This is a genomic window from Nocardia gamkensis NBRC 108242 (assembly GCF_001612985.1).
Lineage (GTDB): Bacteria > Actinomycetota > Actinomycetes > Mycobacteriales > Mycobacteriaceae > Nocardia > Nocardia gamkensis.
The window spans coordinates 19807-35118 of the sequence record NZ_BDBM01000019.1; the positions used below are offsets into that span (position 1 = coordinate 19807).

Genomic DNA, 15312 nt, shown 5'->3' on the forward strand with positions numbered 1-15312 from the left:
CCCGTGGCGGCGCTGACCTTGAAGGCCGCCGGTCTGCTCGACCTCGACACCGGTTCGATCGTCCGGCCCGGCATCCTGCGGATCGAGGACGACCGGATCGCCGGTGTCGGCGGCGCCGTCACGGGCGAGGTCGTCGATCTCGGTGACCTCGTCCTGCTGCCGGGTCTGATGGACATGGAGGTCAACCTCCTCATGGGCGGCCGCGGGGAGACCGGTCTGGCCTCCAGCGTCAAGGACGATCCGGCACTGCGCGTGCTGCGCGCGGTGGGCAATGCCCGCCGGACGCTGCGCGCCGGTTTCACGACCGTCCGCAATCTCGGGCTGTTCGTGAAGACCGGCGGCTACCTGCTGGACGTGGCGCTGGGCAAGGCGATCGACGCGGGCTGGATCGAAGGCCCGCGCATCGTGCCCGCCGGGCACGCGATCACGCCCACGGGTGGTCATCTCGACCCGACCATGTTCTCCGCCTTCGCTCCCGACGTACTGAAACTCACCCTCGAGGAGGGCATCGCCAATGGCGTGGACGAGGTGCGCAAGGCGGTGCGATACCAGATCAAGCACGGCGCGCAGCTGATCAAGATCTGTGTCTCCGGCGGGGTCATGTCGCTCACCGGAGCGCCGGGGGCGCAACATTATTCGGACGAGGAGCTGCGCGCGATCGTCGACGAGGCGCACCGGCGCGGTCTCAAGGTGGCCGCGCACACGCACGGCGCCGACGCGGTGAAGCACGCGGTGCACGCGGGCATCGACTGCATCGAGCACGGCTTCCTCATCGATGACGAGGCGATCGACCTGATGGTGGAGCACGGCACCTGGCTGGTACCGACCACCCGGCTGGCCGACGCCATGGACGTCTCGAAAGCCGACCCCGCGCTCCAGGCGAAGGCGGCCGAGATGTTCCCCAAGGCCCGCACTTCCGTGCTGGCCGCTTACAAGGCGGGCGTGAAGATCGCGGTGGGCACCGACGCGCCCGCGATTCCGCACGGCCGCAATGCCGACGAGCTCGTGGCGCTGGTGGAGCGCGGATTGCCGCCGCTGGACGTGCTGCGCGCCGCCACGGTGGCCTCGGCCGAGCTGGTCGGCGTGCAGGACCGCGGCCGGCTGGCGGAGGGGTTGCTGGCCGACGTGATCGGCGTTCCCGGCGACCCGGTGCGCGACATCACCATCACCCGGGACGTGCGCTTCGTGATGAAAGGCGGAAGAATTCATGTCCAGAAGTGACGACTTGCTGGAGATCCAGCAGGTGCTGGCCCGGTACGCGGTGACCATCACCAAGGGGGACATCGAGGGCCTACTCGCGGTGTTCACGCCGGACGGCAGCTACAGCGCCTTCGGCGACACCTACACCCTGGATCTGTTCCCGGAACTGGTCGCCGCCGCGCCGAAGGGCCTGTTCCTCACCGGCATACCGGCTCTCGACATCGACGGCGATACCGCCACCGGCACCCAGCCGCTGTGCTTCGTCGAGCACAGCACGCACGACATGCGCATCGGGTACTACACCGACACCCTCGTACGCACCGCGGACGGATGGCGGCTGCGGACGCGCGCGATGACGTTCATCCGCCGCAACGGCGAGCACGACTCGGGGATCCCGCACGCCTTCGAGCGTTCCAAAGCATGAGAGATGTCGCCACGTTCCGGTCGGACCTGCGCGCCTGGCTGGATGACAACGACCTCACCCCCGGCAACGACCACTCGCTCGACGGCCAGGTCGAACAGTTGCTGCGGGTGCGACGCGCCTTGTACGACGCGGATTGGATGCGCTACGGCTGGCCCGCCGCCGTGCACGGGCTCGGGGGGCCCGCCGCGCTGCGCGCGGTGCTCGGCGAGGAGGTCGCCTCGCGCGACCTGGCCGAACCGGGCATCTATTCGATGATCGAAGTGCTCGCGCCGACGGTGATCTCCTACGCGCGAGCCGAATTGGCCGCCGCGATGGTGCCGCTGCTGCTGTCCGGCCGCGAGCAGTGGTGCCAGGGATTCTCCGAGCCCGGATCGGGCAGCGACCTGGCCTCGCTGACCACCAAGGCGACGCCGCGGGGTGCGGACTGGGTGGTCAGCGGCCAGAAGGTGTGGACCAGCCTGGCCCAGTACGCCGCTCGCTGTGTGCTGCTCACCCGCACCGGGCCCGGCCACGACGGCATCACCGCCTTCTTCGTGGACATGGACTCCCCCGGCATCACCGTCCGCCCGTTGCGCACCATGCACGGCGTGGACGAGTTCGCCGAGGTCTTCTTCGACGACGTGACGGTGCCGGGCGAGCGGATGCTGGGCAAGCCCGGCGACGGCTGGCGAGTGGCGATGGATCTGCTGCCCTACGAGCGCTCGACCTGTTTCTGGCACCGGATCGCCTATCTGTTCACCCGGCTGGACCGGGTGCTCGAACAGTCCACGATCGCCGACGACGCCGAACTCGGCGCCGCGTACCTGGCGCTGCACACGGTGCGATGCCGCTCGCACGCGACGCAGCGGCGCCTGGCGGGCGGCGCACGGCTGGGCGCGGAGACGTCGGTCGACAAGGTGCTGCTGGCCACCGCCGAGCAGCGGCTGTTCGACACCGCGCGCGATCTGCTGCCTGGTGCGGTGGAACTCACCGACTCGCCGTGGCGCACCGAGTTCCTCTACTCCCGTGCGGCGACGATCTACGGCGGCACCGCCGAGATCCAGCGCAACATCATCGCCCGCCGCCTGCTGGACCTGGGAAAGGAGTGACGGTGGCCGAATCCGGCTTCGACCGGGCCGAACTCGCCCTGCTCACCGAAACGCTGCGCAAGACCATGGCGGCCGCCACCGGGCCGCAGCTCGACACGGCGCTGGTCGCACTGGGCTGGCCCGACCTGCTCGCCGAGTGGCCCGAACTCGCTGTCCCCCTCGTCTTCCGGCTGCTCGGCGAGACCGGCGCGCACGCCGCGGTCCTCGACGACGTCGTCCGGCACGCGGCCGGACACGCGGATCCCGGTCCGGTTCCCCTGCCGTTCGCGGGTGAGGCCTGGGTGGTGTGGGAGCGCGACGGCGAGCCAGGCGCAGCCGTCGACGAGGAGCTGCCGCTGCGCACCGTGGCGGCCGGAACCGAGCTACCCGCGCAGGCCATCGCGGCCGGGCGGCGCGCACTCGGGTGGTGGCTGCTCGGCACCGGCCGAGCGATGTTGACGCTGGCCCGCGGGCATGCGCTGGAACGCACCCAGTTCGGACGCCCGCTCGCCTCGTTCCAGGCGGTCCGGCACCGGCTCGCGGAAACCCTCGTCGCGCTCGAGGGCGCCGAGGCCGCGCTGGACACCGCCGAGGGCGAACTCGGGGCACTGCTGGGCAAGGCCGCAGCGGGCCAGGCCGCGCTCACCGCCGCCCGGCACTGTCAGCAGGTGCTCGGCGGCATCGGATTCACCGCCGAGCACGACTTGCACCGGCACGTCCGCCGCACCTTGGTCTTGGACGGACTGCTCGGCAGCACAAGGGAACTCATCCGCGAGGCGGGCGCGCAGATTCGTACCGCGGGTCGTGCTCCTCGGATGGCGCAGTTGTAGCCGGCGCACCGGGAAAGGCCCGGCACCGGAATCCACTCCGGTGCCGGGCCTTTCGGTGCGCAGCGGCGATCAGCAAGCAGGCGATGTACCGCCCTGGAGTGTCATCAACGCGCAGAACGTGGCGGTGGCGACCTTCCACTGGCCGCCGTCCTTGACCGCCTGCCCCGTCTGGTTCGGCAGCACCGGATTGCCGCCCATCAACAGCGTGTAGGTGACATCGGCGTTGTTCGCGTCCACGAGCTTCACCGCCGAGACCGTCACCGACGTGCCCTGGGACTGCGGGTTGGCAGCCTGCGCCTGGAGGATCGGCAGGAAGACATCGCCCTTCTGTACCAGCGCGGCCTTCTGGTCCGGCGGGGTCGAAGGGCTGAAGAAGCCGGTGTACACGTCGGTGATCGCCTTGGTGGTCGCCGCGTCGGCCTGGGCGGGCGCCGCACTGGTCGCCGCGGCGACCGACGTGCTGGACGCGGTGCCGGTCGATTCGTCGTCGTCGCCGCAGCCGGACAATGCCGCGGCCGCGACGACGGCCAGGCCACAACACGCCACGGCCTTGCGAAGGATGGAATCGCGCATGGAATCCTCGTTTTCGGAAAAGGGAACAGCGAGGGCGCCGGACGCGTATGCGCCCGATCGCCGGTGGATCGCACGGACACGGTGTCCCTTTCGAGGCGGCAAGGGCCGTGCGAATACTGCCGGAACGCTCCGGCAGACGATGGAGCCGGAGAACCGGCTTACTGCATGTTGGCCTTCATGTCGTCCAGCCGGACCAGGATCGGGAATCCGTTGACGCTCAGCGCGTTGCCGTGACCGGTCTGGTGCACGTCGAACACGGATTGGATCGCGGCGTAGAAACCCTGCACATCCAGTGTCTGGTTGACCGCGCGCTTGGCCTGGCGCAGCCCGAACGGGGGCATCGTCGCGATCTGCGCGGCCAGTTCCCTGGTCTGCTGGTCGAGCTCGGCGCGCGGCACCACCTTGTTCACCATGCCGACCTGCCGCGCCTCTTCGGCGGTCACGGGTCGGCCGGTGAACAGGATCTCCTTCGCCTTGCGCGCGCCGAGTTCCCAGGTGTGGCCGTGGTATTCGACGCCGCCGATACCCATGAGTACCACCGGGTCGGAGAACAGCGCGTCGTCGGCGGCCACGATGAGATCGCACGGCCAGCACAGCAGCAGGCCACCCGCGATGCACCGGCCCTGCACCGCCGCGATGGACGGTTTCGGTACGTTGCGCCAGCGCAGCGAGTACTCCAGGTAGCGGCGCGACTCCAGCCCGTAGATGCGGTCGAGGGTGATCTTGCTCGGGTCCGGCCACGATTTGTCCTTCAGATCGTGGCCCGCCGAGAAGTGCTTGCCCTCACCGCGCAGCACGATGACCGCGACGTCGTCGTCCTCCGCGGCGCGCACCCAGGCGGCGTCGAGCTGGTCGAGCAGTTCGCCGTTCTGCGCGTTGGCCGCCTCCGGCCGGTCCAGGGTGATGGTGGCGATCCGGTCCGCGACCTCATAGCGAATGTACAAAACGAGCTCCTCGAGTCCGGGAAAGCCGGGCGCGTGCCCGGTCACGACGGCGCGCCGAAATGCGGCCGGGCCGGCCGGAGCGGTGTCCGACGATCATCACGGCCTGCCTCCTTCCCGCGCCGATGCCTGAATGGCTGCGAGAATAGCATTCTCGATACCGGAAAGGGTAGTCTCGTCAGGAGGTCGGACACGATGACCCAGGAACCCGATGACACACCGTTCTCCGGTACAGTGCATTCATGTTCTCTTCATGTGACCGAGGACCGAGGCGCCCGTGACCAGCCCGAGCGAGAAACCGGCCTGGAAGCAGCGCGCCGTCGAGCGCTCCCTCCGCACCGCCAAGCTGCGCGCCGAGGAGCGCGTGCAACGGTTCCTGGACGCCGCTCAGGCGATCATCACCGAGAAGGGCAGCACCGACTTCACGGTGCAGGAGGTCGTCGACCGCTCCCGGCAATCCCTGCGCAGCTTCTACCTGCAGTTCGACGGCAAACACGAGCTGCTGCTCGCATTGTTCGAGGACGCCATGAGCCGCACGTCCGAGCAGCTGCGCGCCGCCGCGGACGGCCAGACCGACCCGCTGGACAAGCTCCAGGTGGCCGTCGAGCTGTTGTTCGAGCTGTGCAGGCCGGACCCCGCGGCGCAGCGGCCGCTGTTCACCGATTTCGCACCGCAGCTGCTGATTTCGCATCCCGACCACGTGAAGGTCGCGCACGCGCCGATGCTGGCCCTGTTCACCGAACTGATGGATCTGGCCAAGGACGCCGGGCAGCTGCGGCCGGAGGTCAACTCCCGCCGGACCGCGGCCATGGTGATGCAGACCGTCATGTTCACCGCGCAGTCCGCAGGAGCCTCCGACGACGAGACGCAGCATCCGATCACCGCGTCCGAAGTATGGAACTTCTGCGCGCACGGTTTCGCTCGCGGTTGAGAACGCTATTCTCCTGAAGGAGAATTTGACTTACACTCGGGCTCATGCCCGATCTGTGGAGTGATCTCGTCTCCTGCCTCGACTTGTCCGCGACACCCTCCGGCGACGATGTGTTCGAGGGCCGCAATCTGCGGTTGCCCTACAGCCGGGTGTTCGGCGGCCAATTGCTCGGCCAGTTCGTCCGGGCGGCCACCGCGGGCATCCCGGACAAGTCGATCAAGTCCCTGCACACGGTGTTCGCGCGCGAGGGCCGCACCGACGAGCCGATCCGCTACCGGGTGCACCGCCACCACGCGGGCCGCTCCTTCGCCACGCTGTCGTTGGTCGCCGAACAGTCCACCGGCGTCGTGGCGACCGCCTCGGTCTCCCTGCACGCGGAGGAACAGGGCCCGCACCGGCAGTCCGTCGCGGCGCCGCCGGAGCTGCTGTCCGCCGAGCACAAGGTGGAGTGGGACCTGCTGCCCTGGGAGACTCGCGCGAGCGTGGACCTCGACGATCTCGGCGCCGCCCCACCGGAATTCGAGTTCTGGATGCGCACCCCGCAAGTCGATCCGGCGCTGGCGCCCGCGCTGACCGCCTACGCGACCGACCTCACGCTCATCGGCACCGCGCTGCTGCCGCTGGACGGATACGCCCAGGGCGGCAACGGCACCGCGTTCGTCTCTGCCGTCACCTCGCACACCCTCTGGTTCCATCGCCGTTTCCGCACCGACGAATGGCTGCTGCTGCGCCAGCACAGCCCGCTGCTCGCGCAGGCTCGCGCCTACGGCCGCGGCGACATCCTCACCGAGGACGGCACGCTGGTGGCCTCCTACGCCCAAGAAGCCATGGTGCGCATCCCCCAGACCTGACGACGGTGTCACCGCGGCGCGGGCAGCAACTGTTCGGCCGCGCGGTAGGCGTCGCATTCGCCCGCCGCGACGGCGGCGGCCAGCCGGTCCAGCTCGGCATGTGCGCGCAACCGCGTCTGCGCCAGTGAGAGGATCTGCGCGCGGGCCCGCGCCGTGCGCCGCGCCGGGCTGTCGGCGCGATGGTGCGCCTCGATCGCCTCGGCCAATTCGGCGACCCGCTCGCCGCGCGCGGCGACCAAGGTGAGGATCGGCACGTCGGATTCGGCCCGCAGATCACGCACGGTCTGTTCGGCGCCCTCCCGGTCCGCCTTGTTCACCACCAGCAGGTCGGCCACCTCCAGCAGGCCCGCCTTCGCGGCTTGGACAGCGTCGCCCGCACCGGGATTCAGGATCACCAGCGTGGGATCCGCGACCGCGGCGATCTCGATCTCCGACTGCCCCACCCCCACCGTCTCCAGCAGCACGACGTCGTAATGCAGCGCGGCGAGCAGCCGGATAGCGGCCGGAACCGCGGCGGCCAGCCCGCCCAGGTGTCCGCGCGTGGCCAGCGACCGGATCAGCACACCGGGGTCGTCGATGTGCTGCGCCATGCGGATCCGGTCCCCCAGCAGCGCTCCCCCGCTGTACGGCGAGGACGGATCGACCGCCAGGACCGCGACCCGCAGCCCGCGCGCGCGGTAGACGCCGGCCAGCGCGGTGATCGTCGTCGACTTGCCCGCTCCGGGCGGGCCGGTCACGCCGATCACCCGGACCGCGCGCGGCTCGAGTGCGGCTTGCACCTCCTCCCGGCGGTCCCCTTCGACCAGGCTCAGCAACCGGCCCGTCGCCCGCGCCGACCCGGCGCGCGCCAGGGCCAGCAACTCGGCGACGGTCGCCGACGCCAGGCTCACGCCCATCCCGCCGCGCCGCAGTGCGATGCGGTCACGGAGCGGGGACCTCGATGACGGTGGCCGCGCCCATGCCACCGCCCGCGCACATCGCCGCGATTCCCAAACCGCCACCGCGACGGCGCAATTCGTGGACCAGCGTGACGATCATGCGCGCTCCCGAGGCGGCCACCGGGTGCCCGAGCGAGCAGCCGCTCCCGCTGACGTTCACCTTGTCCGGATCGAGGTCCAGTGCGCGGATCGCCGCGATCGGGACAGAGGCGAAGGCCTCGTTGATCTCGATCAGCGCGACCGCCGACAGCGAGATCCCCGCCCGGTAGACCGCTTTGGTGATCGCCTCGATCGGAGCCAGACCGGTATCGGCGGGATCGACTCCCACCGACGACCAGGCACGGATGTAACCCAGCGCGGGCAGCCCCAGCCGATCGCTGGCGATGGCGAGCGCGGCGGCGCCGTCGTTGGCGCCGGAGGCGTTGCCCGCGGTGATCGAGAAGCCCTCGATCTCCGGATGCAGCACTTTGAGCGAGGCCAGCTTCTCCGGGCTGGTGTCGCGCCGGGGATGCTCGTCGGTGTCGAACAGGCCGTGCGGGGTCTCGATGGGCACGATCTCCTCTTTGAACCGGCCCTCGTCGATGGCGGCGATCGCGTTGCGGTGCGAGCGCAGGGCCCAGGCGTCCATCTCGGCACGGGAGATGCCCGCCTTGACCGCGGCGTTCCAGCCCACGGTGATGGACATGTCCAGCGCGGGGGCGTCCGGGCGGTCCGGGTGGCTCGGCGACACCCACGGATCGATCCACTCGTCCGCGCCGACCCTGAACCGTGCTTTGGGTGCGGTGGACTCGGAATTCACCCCGCCCGCGATCACGAGTTCGTCCATGCCGGAGCGAATCCCGGCCGCCGCGGTCTGCACCGCGGACATTCCCGCCGCGCAATGCCGGTTCTGGGCCAGGCCCGGCACCCTGGTCAGCCCCGTGGTCACGGCCGCGTGCCGGGCCAGCACGCCGCCGCCGTAACGGCCCTCACCCAGGACGACGTCATCGATCCGGGCCGGGTCGAGCCCCTCGGCGATCGCGCCGACCACGTGGTGAGCCAGATCGAACGCGTTGGTGTCGCGCAGCGTTCCCTTCCGTGCGGTACCGATGGGCGTCCGCAGCGCGGACACGATGACGGCTTCGGGCATTGGGGGCCTCCATTCCGGGCGACGCGATTGCGGCGCGGCGACTCTTCGGTGCTCATGCCGACAGTCATGAGAATATTATTTTCTCAATATGAGAGTACGACTTGCAAGATAGGATTACGACATGCAGATCAGTGGAAGCTCCGCGCTCGTCGTCGGCGGGACCGGAGGGCTGGGCGAGGCGACCGTGCGGCGCCTGCACGCCGCCGGGGCGAAGGTCGTGGTCGCGGACGTCGCCGACGACAAGGGCAAACAGCTCGAGAACGAGCTCGGAATCCGCTATGTGCACACCGACGCCACCGACGAGGACTCCGTCCTCGCCGCCATCGCGGAGGCGCAATCGCTCGGGCCGCTGCGCATCTCGGTGGACACCCACGGCGGTCCCGCGAAAGGCGGCCGCCTGATCGGCAAGGACGGCGCGCCACTGCCCCTCGACGGTTTCCGCACCACCATCGAGTTCTATCTGACCGCCGTGTTCAACGTGCTGCGTCTCACCGCGGCCGCGATCGCGAAGAACGACCCGCAGGAGGAGGGCGGGCGCGGCGTCATCGTGAACACCGCCTCGATCGCCGCGTTCGAGGGGCAGGTCGGTCAGCTTCCCTACGCCGCGGCCAAGGGCGGCGTGGTCGGGATGACCCTGGTGGCCGCTCGCGACCTCTCGCCGGTGGGCATCCGCGTGGTGACCATCGCCCCGGGCACCGTGAACACGCCCGCCTACGGCAAGGCCGCCGACCAATTGGAGGCCTACTGGGGGCCGCAGGTACCGTTCCCCAAGCGTATGGGCCGTTCGGAGGAGTACGCCAAGCTGGCGACCGCCATCATCGAGAACGACTATCTCAACGGTGAAGTCATCCGGCTCGACGGCGCTTTGCGGTTCCCGCCGAAATAACCGCCGCCGCGCAGGCGAGTCCGAACTGCCTCGGCCGCCCACTTCGCGGCATCGCCGCCCGGAGTCGTCGATGCGACACGTGACGGCCCGCTGCGCCGCGGAACGGGTTTCGCTGGTTCTACACCGACCCGGGTCGGTGACGGAGTGTGCTCTCGATCCTTCCCATGCCTAGCTATCGCAGCGGAAACCTATAGATGTCGAGCCGGATCGCCGACCGCGATTTCGCAGCGAGATTCGCAGTCGTGCACGTCCCGCATGTGCTGTTTGCCTCCGCCGCGTCATACCCGGGTAGCGATGCGCTGAGCCGGACTCCCACGCCGTCGGATCGGTCGGTTCCCAGCGGGTGCGGCCTTCGCCGGTTTGTCCTCGAGGTTGCGGGCTCGGTTACTGTGAGTACGCTAGAAAATGAGTCCACTCAGTTTTGGTCGGCCGGAGGTGTTCGGATGTTCGCATCGACGGAGTTCTCACAGGTCGGACGGCGCCTCCGCAAGGTCCATGACAAGCAGTCCCGCATCTTCGAGGCCGCATCGGCGCTGTTCGCTGAACGCGGCTTCGAAGGTGTCACGACGCAGCAGATTTCCGATCGTGCCGAGATCGCCGCCGGGACATTGTTCCGGTACGCCGCTACCAAGGGTGAGCTGCTGCTGATGGTCTACAACGAGGACTTCCGGGCCGCCCTCGCCGAGGCCGCGGAAGCCGCTCGAGCGCAGGCGGATACCGCGGCGGCGGTGATCGCGATGCTCCGGCCGCTGCTGGAGGCCGGTGAACGCCATCCTGGAAACACCGTCGTATATCAGCGCGAGTTGCTGTTCGGATCGCCCGCTGACACGTACCGCCGCGAGGGCCTGGCCTTGGTCGACCGACTGGAGACCATGATGGCCGAGCGAATGGCGGCCGACGCACGCGCTCGGGGACTCGAGTCCGAGAATCTGGACGAACAGGCGCGATGGGCCGGGCGCAGCCTGTTCGCCGCCGCGCATCTGCTGCTGGCCCGGCACGCGACCGGGGCGCATCCCGGTCACGACGCCCGCGCTGATCTGCGGGCACAGGTCGCCCAGATCGTCGCGGGCTTCTTCGCAACAGTCGAGAGGAGAAACGAATGACCATCGACATTCGCAAGGTGACCGTCCTGGGCACCGGGGTGCTCGGGTCCCAGATCGCCTTTCAGACCGCCTTCCGCGGTTTCGAGGTGACGGCCTACGACATCGACGACAAGGCGCTGGCCGCAGCCGAGGAGCGATTTCACAAGCTCGCGGCGGTCTACCGCGAGCAGGTACCCGGCGGCGGGGACGGCAAGGCGGAGCAGACGGCGGCCGGTATCGCGCTGACCTCCGATCTGGCGCAGGCGGTGGAGGACGCGGACCTGGTCATCGAGGCGATTCCCGAGGTGCTGAGCATCAAGCAGCAGACCTACGAGCAGCTCTCCCAGGTCGCTCCGGAGCGCGCCATCTTCGCCACCAATTCCTCCACCCTGCTGCCCAGCGCCATGAAGGACTTCACCGGCCGCCCGGACCGGTTCCTCGCGCTGCACTTCGCCAATCAGGTGTGGCACTTCAACACGGCCGAGATCATGGGCACGACCGACACCGACCCGAAGGTATACCAGGCCGTGGTCGACTTCGCCTCCGCGATCGGCATGGTGCCGATCGAGATCCACAAGGAGAAGGCCGGTTACGTCCTGAACTCGCTGCTGGTACCGCTGCTGAACGCGGGCATGAGCTTGGCGGCGGGCGGCTACGCCGATCCCGAGGCGGTGGACAAGACCTGGCAGATCGGCACCGGCGCCCCGGCCGGGCCGTTCCGCATCCTCGACATCATCGGTCTGACCACGCCTTACAACATCCTCGTCCACAACGAGGACGAGGACTCCCAGCGGCTGGCCCAGTGGTTGAAGGAGAACTACATCGACAAGGGCAAGCTCGGGATCGCCACCGGCGAGGGCTTCTACAAGTACTGATCGGCGCGGGCGACGAGCACCACAGTCTGTGGGACCTCTTCCGCAGCGTCCCGTCCATCGAGATCGACGGGGCCAGTGTGCTCGACGTGGTCAGAACGGGGTTCGTTCGAGCCACCGGGTCAGAATGCCCGGCTCACCGTGAATTTCGACTCCGGGATCATCGGGTCGAATGCGTCCGAGTAGGACGAGCAGGAGGATGAAGGCGCGTGCCCGCACGGCGACGGTCGCCTTCGCGTGGGTGTGTTCCCAGGTGATCGAGCGACCGGAGGGGCGGATGATCCACTCGCCGTCGGGGCCGAGTTCCGGGTCGGTGGCGTGCAGGTGCAAGGTGGTGTCGGCGGCCAGGACGGTTTCGGCGCGGCGGGTGAGTCCGACGCTCAGCAGGTCGAGCCATTCGCTGATGGCATCGGCAGCCACGGCGGGGTCGAGCGAGACCGGTCGCCCGAGAGCCAGTAGAGCGTCGGCGTGGTGCGCGACGGCCTCGTGGGCGAGGCGGCGAATCCACCAGTGGACCGGGCGTGGCGTTCCGAGAGTGGTCCAGATCTCGGCATCTGGGCCGGTGCTGTCGACGGCGGCGAGGGCGAGCCGGGCGCCTTCCGACAGCCATCGTGCCGCTGCCTGCGGGTCGGCGGGCCGTGCTCCATCGGGTACTGCTCGGATGTCGAGTTCCTCGGTGGATCGTTCGGTGATCATCGCCGCCGCCCATCGCTGGGCCCGTCCGACGTGGGTGGCGAGGTCGGCCAGTGTCCAGCCGGGACAGGTGGGAATCGGGGTTGCGGGATCAGCCTCACGCAGAAGTTCTGCGAGCGCGTCGGTTTCGGTGATCAGTGCCGCCCGATGCAGATCCGTGGTGACGGTACGAGGCTAGTTGCGCGCAGGTCTCTTCGGCACCGGAAATTCGTGGGTGCGTGAGGTCGACCTGATACTCGAGACCCAGCTACCCGCGCGAGATCGCCTTCGCGATCGCGAAGGCCGCGACGCGAAGATGGAGCCGTGGCCTGACAGCGGCCGCGCTGGACTGCACGAGTCAGGAGCCACCCTCGACAGGTTGATCCGATGTGACCGAGGCACTCGTCACCTTGACCGGTGAGCCTCATCCCCTCCTACCGAACACCCCGCGACACCCGCTGTCACCCAGCACCCAGAGCCCAGAGCCCAGAGCCCAGAGCCCAGCAATAATCCAGCGACTGCAAGCCCTGCGGTAACCTTACGCACTATGAACCCACTTACGTGGCGATTCGCTGCCGAATGGGTGTTCTAAGCTGGAAGCGGACGGTCTATGCCCTGGCAGTAGGGAGCGGATGAACATCGCCAAAGCGCCTCAGCCGGAATACCGGCAGGCCCGCTTCGCCGATATCGAGGACATCGCGGCCATCGAGGCCGAGGTGTTCGCCGAGCCGTACCTGTACCTGATGCTGCGCCAGCTGTTCGACCTGCACGGATCCGAATGGCTGGTCGCCGAGGTGGAGGGCGCCGTGATCGGTTACGCGCTGACGCTGGAGAAGTCCGGCCGGGCATTGCTGTTCACGTTCGCGGTGGCCAAGAGGTTCCAGGGCGAAGGGTATGGCCACGCCCTGCTGACCCGCACCTTGCAGACCTGCCGGAAGATCGGCGCCGAGGTGGTGTATCTGACCGTGCGGCCGGACAACCGGCTGGCCGGCAACCTGTTCCAGCGCGCGGGATTCGAATTCGTCGAGCACGACGACCGGTACTTCGGGCCGGGCGAGCCGCGAGACGTTTTCGAGTACCGGCTGAAGGGCCGCCCGCTAGACTCGTGACATGGGGGAGATTTCGCCCTTCGTCGCATCCGTCTCGACCCGGATCACAAGGCGCGCGGACGAATACACCGCCGAGATCGATCGGGGCGAGCGCCCCGAGCAGGCCGAGCTGGAGCGGTTCACCGCGCATGCCGAGGCGATCCTCGCCGACTACGACCCGCCCAGCGCGCGGCGGCATTCCGACTCGCTGGTCTTCCGGCACCTGTACGCGGCCGCGCGGCAACCGGCGCCCGACGAGGCGGACTGGCGGGTACCGAGCGCGATCACGGCGGCGTTGCTGGCCGCCGAGGTCGAATTCCGTGGTCCGTTGCGGCTGAGCAGCCGGCAGAACACCATGCTGGCCGAGGAGTACGAACGGCTGGGTACCCAACTCTCGGCGGCCGGATTGCCCGCTCACGCGGCGCTGGCCTACCGGAGAGGGGCCGCGCTGTACCGGATGAACGAGGACGACGAGGCACAGGACCGCTGCGGTCTGCGGTTGGCCCGGGCCAGCACCCTCGCGCTGCCGCGGGGCCCACGGCGCTGGCCGGGGCGACTGTCCTTCATCCTGTGCGGCTACGGTTACCGGCCGTTCTGGCTGCTCGGCTGGGTGGCCGTGCAGCTGGTGCTGTTCACCGTCGCCGCTCTGCTGCTGAGCGGCGATTCCTCACCGGCTGCCACCGTCTACACGTGCGTGACCGGATTCATCAATCCACTCGGCCCCGGTGACACGGAGAATCTGCGCCCGGCCGCGCGGCCGCTGTTCGCCGTCGAAGCGTGGGCGGGCACGGTATCGATGTCGGTGTTCTTCGCGCTGCTGGTGCGCAAATGGTTCCGGATGTAGCCGGAGCGGTCGCTACCATTCGGTGTCGAGTTCCTTGTGCCGCAACGCGTTCAGTGTCGCGACGGCGATCCGGTTCTGTAGCTGGGCGACCAGCGCGTTCCACTGACGGGACAATCCGGGATCGACCTGTAGCTCGCGCCACAACGCACGCATCGACGCCGGGGTGTGGGCTCCGGGCATCCACAGCCCGGCGAGATCCTCGAGCACCGGGGCCAGGATGTCGGTGCGTTCCCGGCTGTGCGAGGGGAAGCGCTGGGCCTCCGCCAGCGCGGCGGTGACGACGGTCAGCAGCCAGTCGTGCGCGGCCAGATCCTCACAGAACCGTTGCGCATCATCCAGGTCCGCCTCGTCGCGCACGATCAACCGGACGGTGCGGAGGGTGGCGTCGTCCAGGTGCAGGGCGGCGGCGGGGCCCGCGCTGCCTCCGATCCGGGCCGTCCAGCGCAGCCGAGTGGTTCCCGCCCGCGCCGGCGGCGTCTGGTCCAGCCTGGGGTCGGCGCGCAGTCGAGTCAGCAGGCGTTCGCTGATCGAGGCCAAATCCAGTGTGTCGACGTCGGCGCGGCCGGTGAGGAACCCCTCGGCCAGAGCGGCACCGGCGGTGGCTCTTTCGGGAATGCGGCTGATGACCTCGGTCATCCCCTTCTGGCTGAGGTAGTGCGACCAGGTCTGTCTGCGCCGGCCTGCCGCGCGCGCCACCCTGGTGCACGCGGTGGATTGCAGCACGCGTCCGCCGGACAGGACCGCGCTGGTGGCCACGGTTCCGACGATGTGCGCGGTCTGCTCGCCCAAGGCCAGATCACAGTCGACGCCCACCGCGGTGGTCGGCGAGACCGCCAGCGTGCCCGGCCGCTCCCGCCAGCGCACCGTGCAGCCCGGCATGAGCGCCAGCAGATCGCAGGCCTCCGCGCCGGTCAGCGCGGTCGACGACGGCAGCAGGCAGGTGCGCACTTCACCGAGGACGACCAGAGGCGTGGTCGCGGCCAT

General features: G+C 69.1%; 17 protein-coding genes. 11 read left to right on the forward strand and 6 right to left on the reverse strand.

Annotation, left to right across the window (positions count from 1 at the left end; all coding sequences use genetic code 11):
• Positions 1–3 precede the first annotated feature (3 nt).
• The 4 genes from NG1_RS17135 to NG1_RS17150 all read left to right on the forward strand — a co-directional run bounded on the left by NG1_RS17135 (position 4) and on the right by NG1_RS17150 (position 3521).
• The gene (locus NG1_RS17135; protein WP_245659936.1) at positions 4–1221 is read left to right on the forward strand and encodes a metal-dependent hydrolase family protein; all 1218 of its coding nucleotides are present in this window, start codon (positions 4–6) and stop codon (positions 1219–1221) included.
• Entirely contained in the window at positions 1208–1624 is a 417-nt protein-coding gene (locus NG1_RS17140; protein ID WP_062972014.1) for a nuclear transport factor 2 family protein, read from the forward strand. Before NG1_RS17135 ends, NG1_RS17140 begins: the two co-directional genes overlap by 14 nt.
• Positions 1621–2712 (forward strand): acyl-CoA dehydrogenase family protein, encoded by a 1092-nt coding sequence (locus tag NG1_RS17145; protein ID WP_062972016.1) that lies wholly within the window; start codon positions 1621–1623, stop codon positions 2710–2712. The genes NG1_RS17140 and NG1_RS17145 overlap by 4 nt, the downstream gene beginning before the upstream one ends.
• Before the next feature lie 65 nt (positions 2713–2777).
• Positions 2778–3521: an acyl-CoA dehydrogenase family protein gene (locus NG1_RS17150; RefSeq protein WP_157114099.1), complete on the forward strand. Its 744-nt coding sequence runs from the start codon at positions 2778–2780 to the stop codon at positions 3519–3521.
• Positions 3522–3590: 69 nt separating this feature from the next.
• Here the strand turns inward: NG1_RS17150 and NG1_RS17155 are convergent, their stop codons facing one another.
• Entirely contained in the window at positions 3591–4094 is a 504-nt protein-coding gene (locus tag NG1_RS17155; protein WP_062972020.1) for an MTB12 C-terminal domain-containing protein, read from the reverse strand.
• A 158-nt stretch (positions 4095–4252) separates the two neighbouring features.
• The gene (locus tag NG1_RS17160) at positions 4253–5038 is read right to left on the reverse strand and encodes an enoyl-CoA hydratase (RefSeq protein WP_062972207.1); all 786 of its coding nucleotides are present in this window, start codon (positions 5036–5038) and stop codon (positions 4253–4255) included.
• Positions 5039–5312: 274 nt separating this feature from the next.
• Here NG1_RS17160 and NG1_RS17165 point away from each other — a divergent pair, with 274 nt between their 5' ends.
• Together NG1_RS17165 and NG1_RS17170 are read left to right on the forward strand one after the other, a co-directional pair.
• Positions 5313–5966, forward strand: coding sequence for a TetR/AcrR family transcriptional regulator (locus tag NG1_RS17165; protein ID WP_062972022.1), 654 nt, complete (start codon positions 5313–5315; stop codon positions 5964–5966).
• Positions 5967–6010: 44 nt separating this feature from the next.
• Positions 6011–6817 (forward strand): acyl-CoA thioesterase, encoded by an 807-nt coding sequence (locus tag NG1_RS17170; protein WP_062972023.1) that lies wholly within the window; start codon positions 6011–6013, stop codon positions 6815–6817.
• Between the two features lie 8 nt (positions 6818–6825).
• Here NG1_RS17170 and meaB read toward each other — a convergent pair whose 3' ends face one another.
• Together meaB and NG1_RS17180 are read right to left on the reverse strand one after the other, a co-directional pair.
• Positions 6826–7713, reverse strand: a complete 888-nt coding sequence (gene meaB / locus NG1_RS17175; RefSeq protein ID WP_062972024.1) for a methylmalonyl Co-A mutase-associated GTPase MeaB — start codon at positions 7711–7713, stop codon at positions 6826–6828.
• A 25-nt stretch (positions 7714–7738) separates the two neighbouring features.
• Positions 7739–8884, reverse strand: a complete 1146-nt coding sequence (locus NG1_RS17180; RefSeq protein ID WP_062972025.1) for a thiolase family protein — start codon at positions 8882–8884, stop codon at positions 7739–7741.
• A 121-nt stretch (positions 8885–9005) separates the two neighbouring features.
• Between NG1_RS17180 and NG1_RS17185 the strand changes: the two genes are divergently transcribed.
• The 3 genes from NG1_RS17185 (at position 9006) to NG1_RS17195 (ending at position 11727) form a co-directional block, all read left to right on the forward strand.
• Positions 9006–9770 carry an SDR family NAD(P)-dependent oxidoreductase gene (locus NG1_RS17185; protein WP_062972026.1) on the forward strand — a complete coding sequence of 255 codons (765 nt, stop codon included), beginning with the start codon at positions 9006–9008 and terminating at the stop codon, positions 9768–9770.
• 443 nt (positions 9771–10213) lie between these two features.
• Positions 10214–10873, forward strand: a complete 660-nt coding sequence (locus NG1_RS17190) for a TetR/AcrR family transcriptional regulator (protein WP_062972028.1) — start codon at positions 10214–10216, stop codon at positions 10871–10873.
• Entirely contained in the window at positions 10870–11727 is an 858-nt protein-coding gene (locus tag NG1_RS17195; protein WP_062972029.1) for a 3-hydroxyacyl-CoA dehydrogenase, read from the forward strand. The genes NG1_RS17190 and NG1_RS17195 overlap by 4 nt, the downstream gene beginning before the upstream one ends.
• Before the next feature lie 90 nt (positions 11728–11817).
• Here NG1_RS17195 and NG1_RS17200 read toward each other — a convergent pair whose 3' ends face one another.
• Positions 11818–12570, reverse strand: coding sequence for a maleylpyruvate isomerase family mycothiol-dependent enzyme (locus tag NG1_RS17200; protein WP_062972030.1), 753 nt, complete (start codon positions 12568–12570; stop codon positions 11818–11820).
• A 458-nt stretch (positions 12571–13028) separates the two neighbouring features.
• On the opposite strand from NG1_RS17200, the gene NG1_RS17205 reads away from it, so the two are divergent.
• On the forward strand, positions 13029–13505 hold the full coding sequence (locus NG1_RS17205; protein ID WP_062972032.1) for a GNAT family N-acetyltransferase: 477 nt from the start codon (positions 13029–13031) through the stop codon (positions 13503–13505).
• Position 13506: 1 nt separating this feature from the next.
• Positions 13507–14328, forward strand: a complete 822-nt coding sequence (locus NG1_RS17210; protein WP_062972034.1) for a hypothetical protein — start codon at positions 13507–13509, stop codon at positions 14326–14328.
• A 12-nt stretch (positions 14329–14340) separates the two neighbouring features.
• Here NG1_RS17210 and NG1_RS17215 read toward each other — a convergent pair whose 3' ends face one another.
• Positions 14341–15312: an SCO2521 family protein gene (locus tag NG1_RS17215; protein WP_062972035.1), complete on the reverse strand. Its 972-nt coding sequence runs from the start codon at positions 15310–15312 to the stop codon at positions 14341–14343.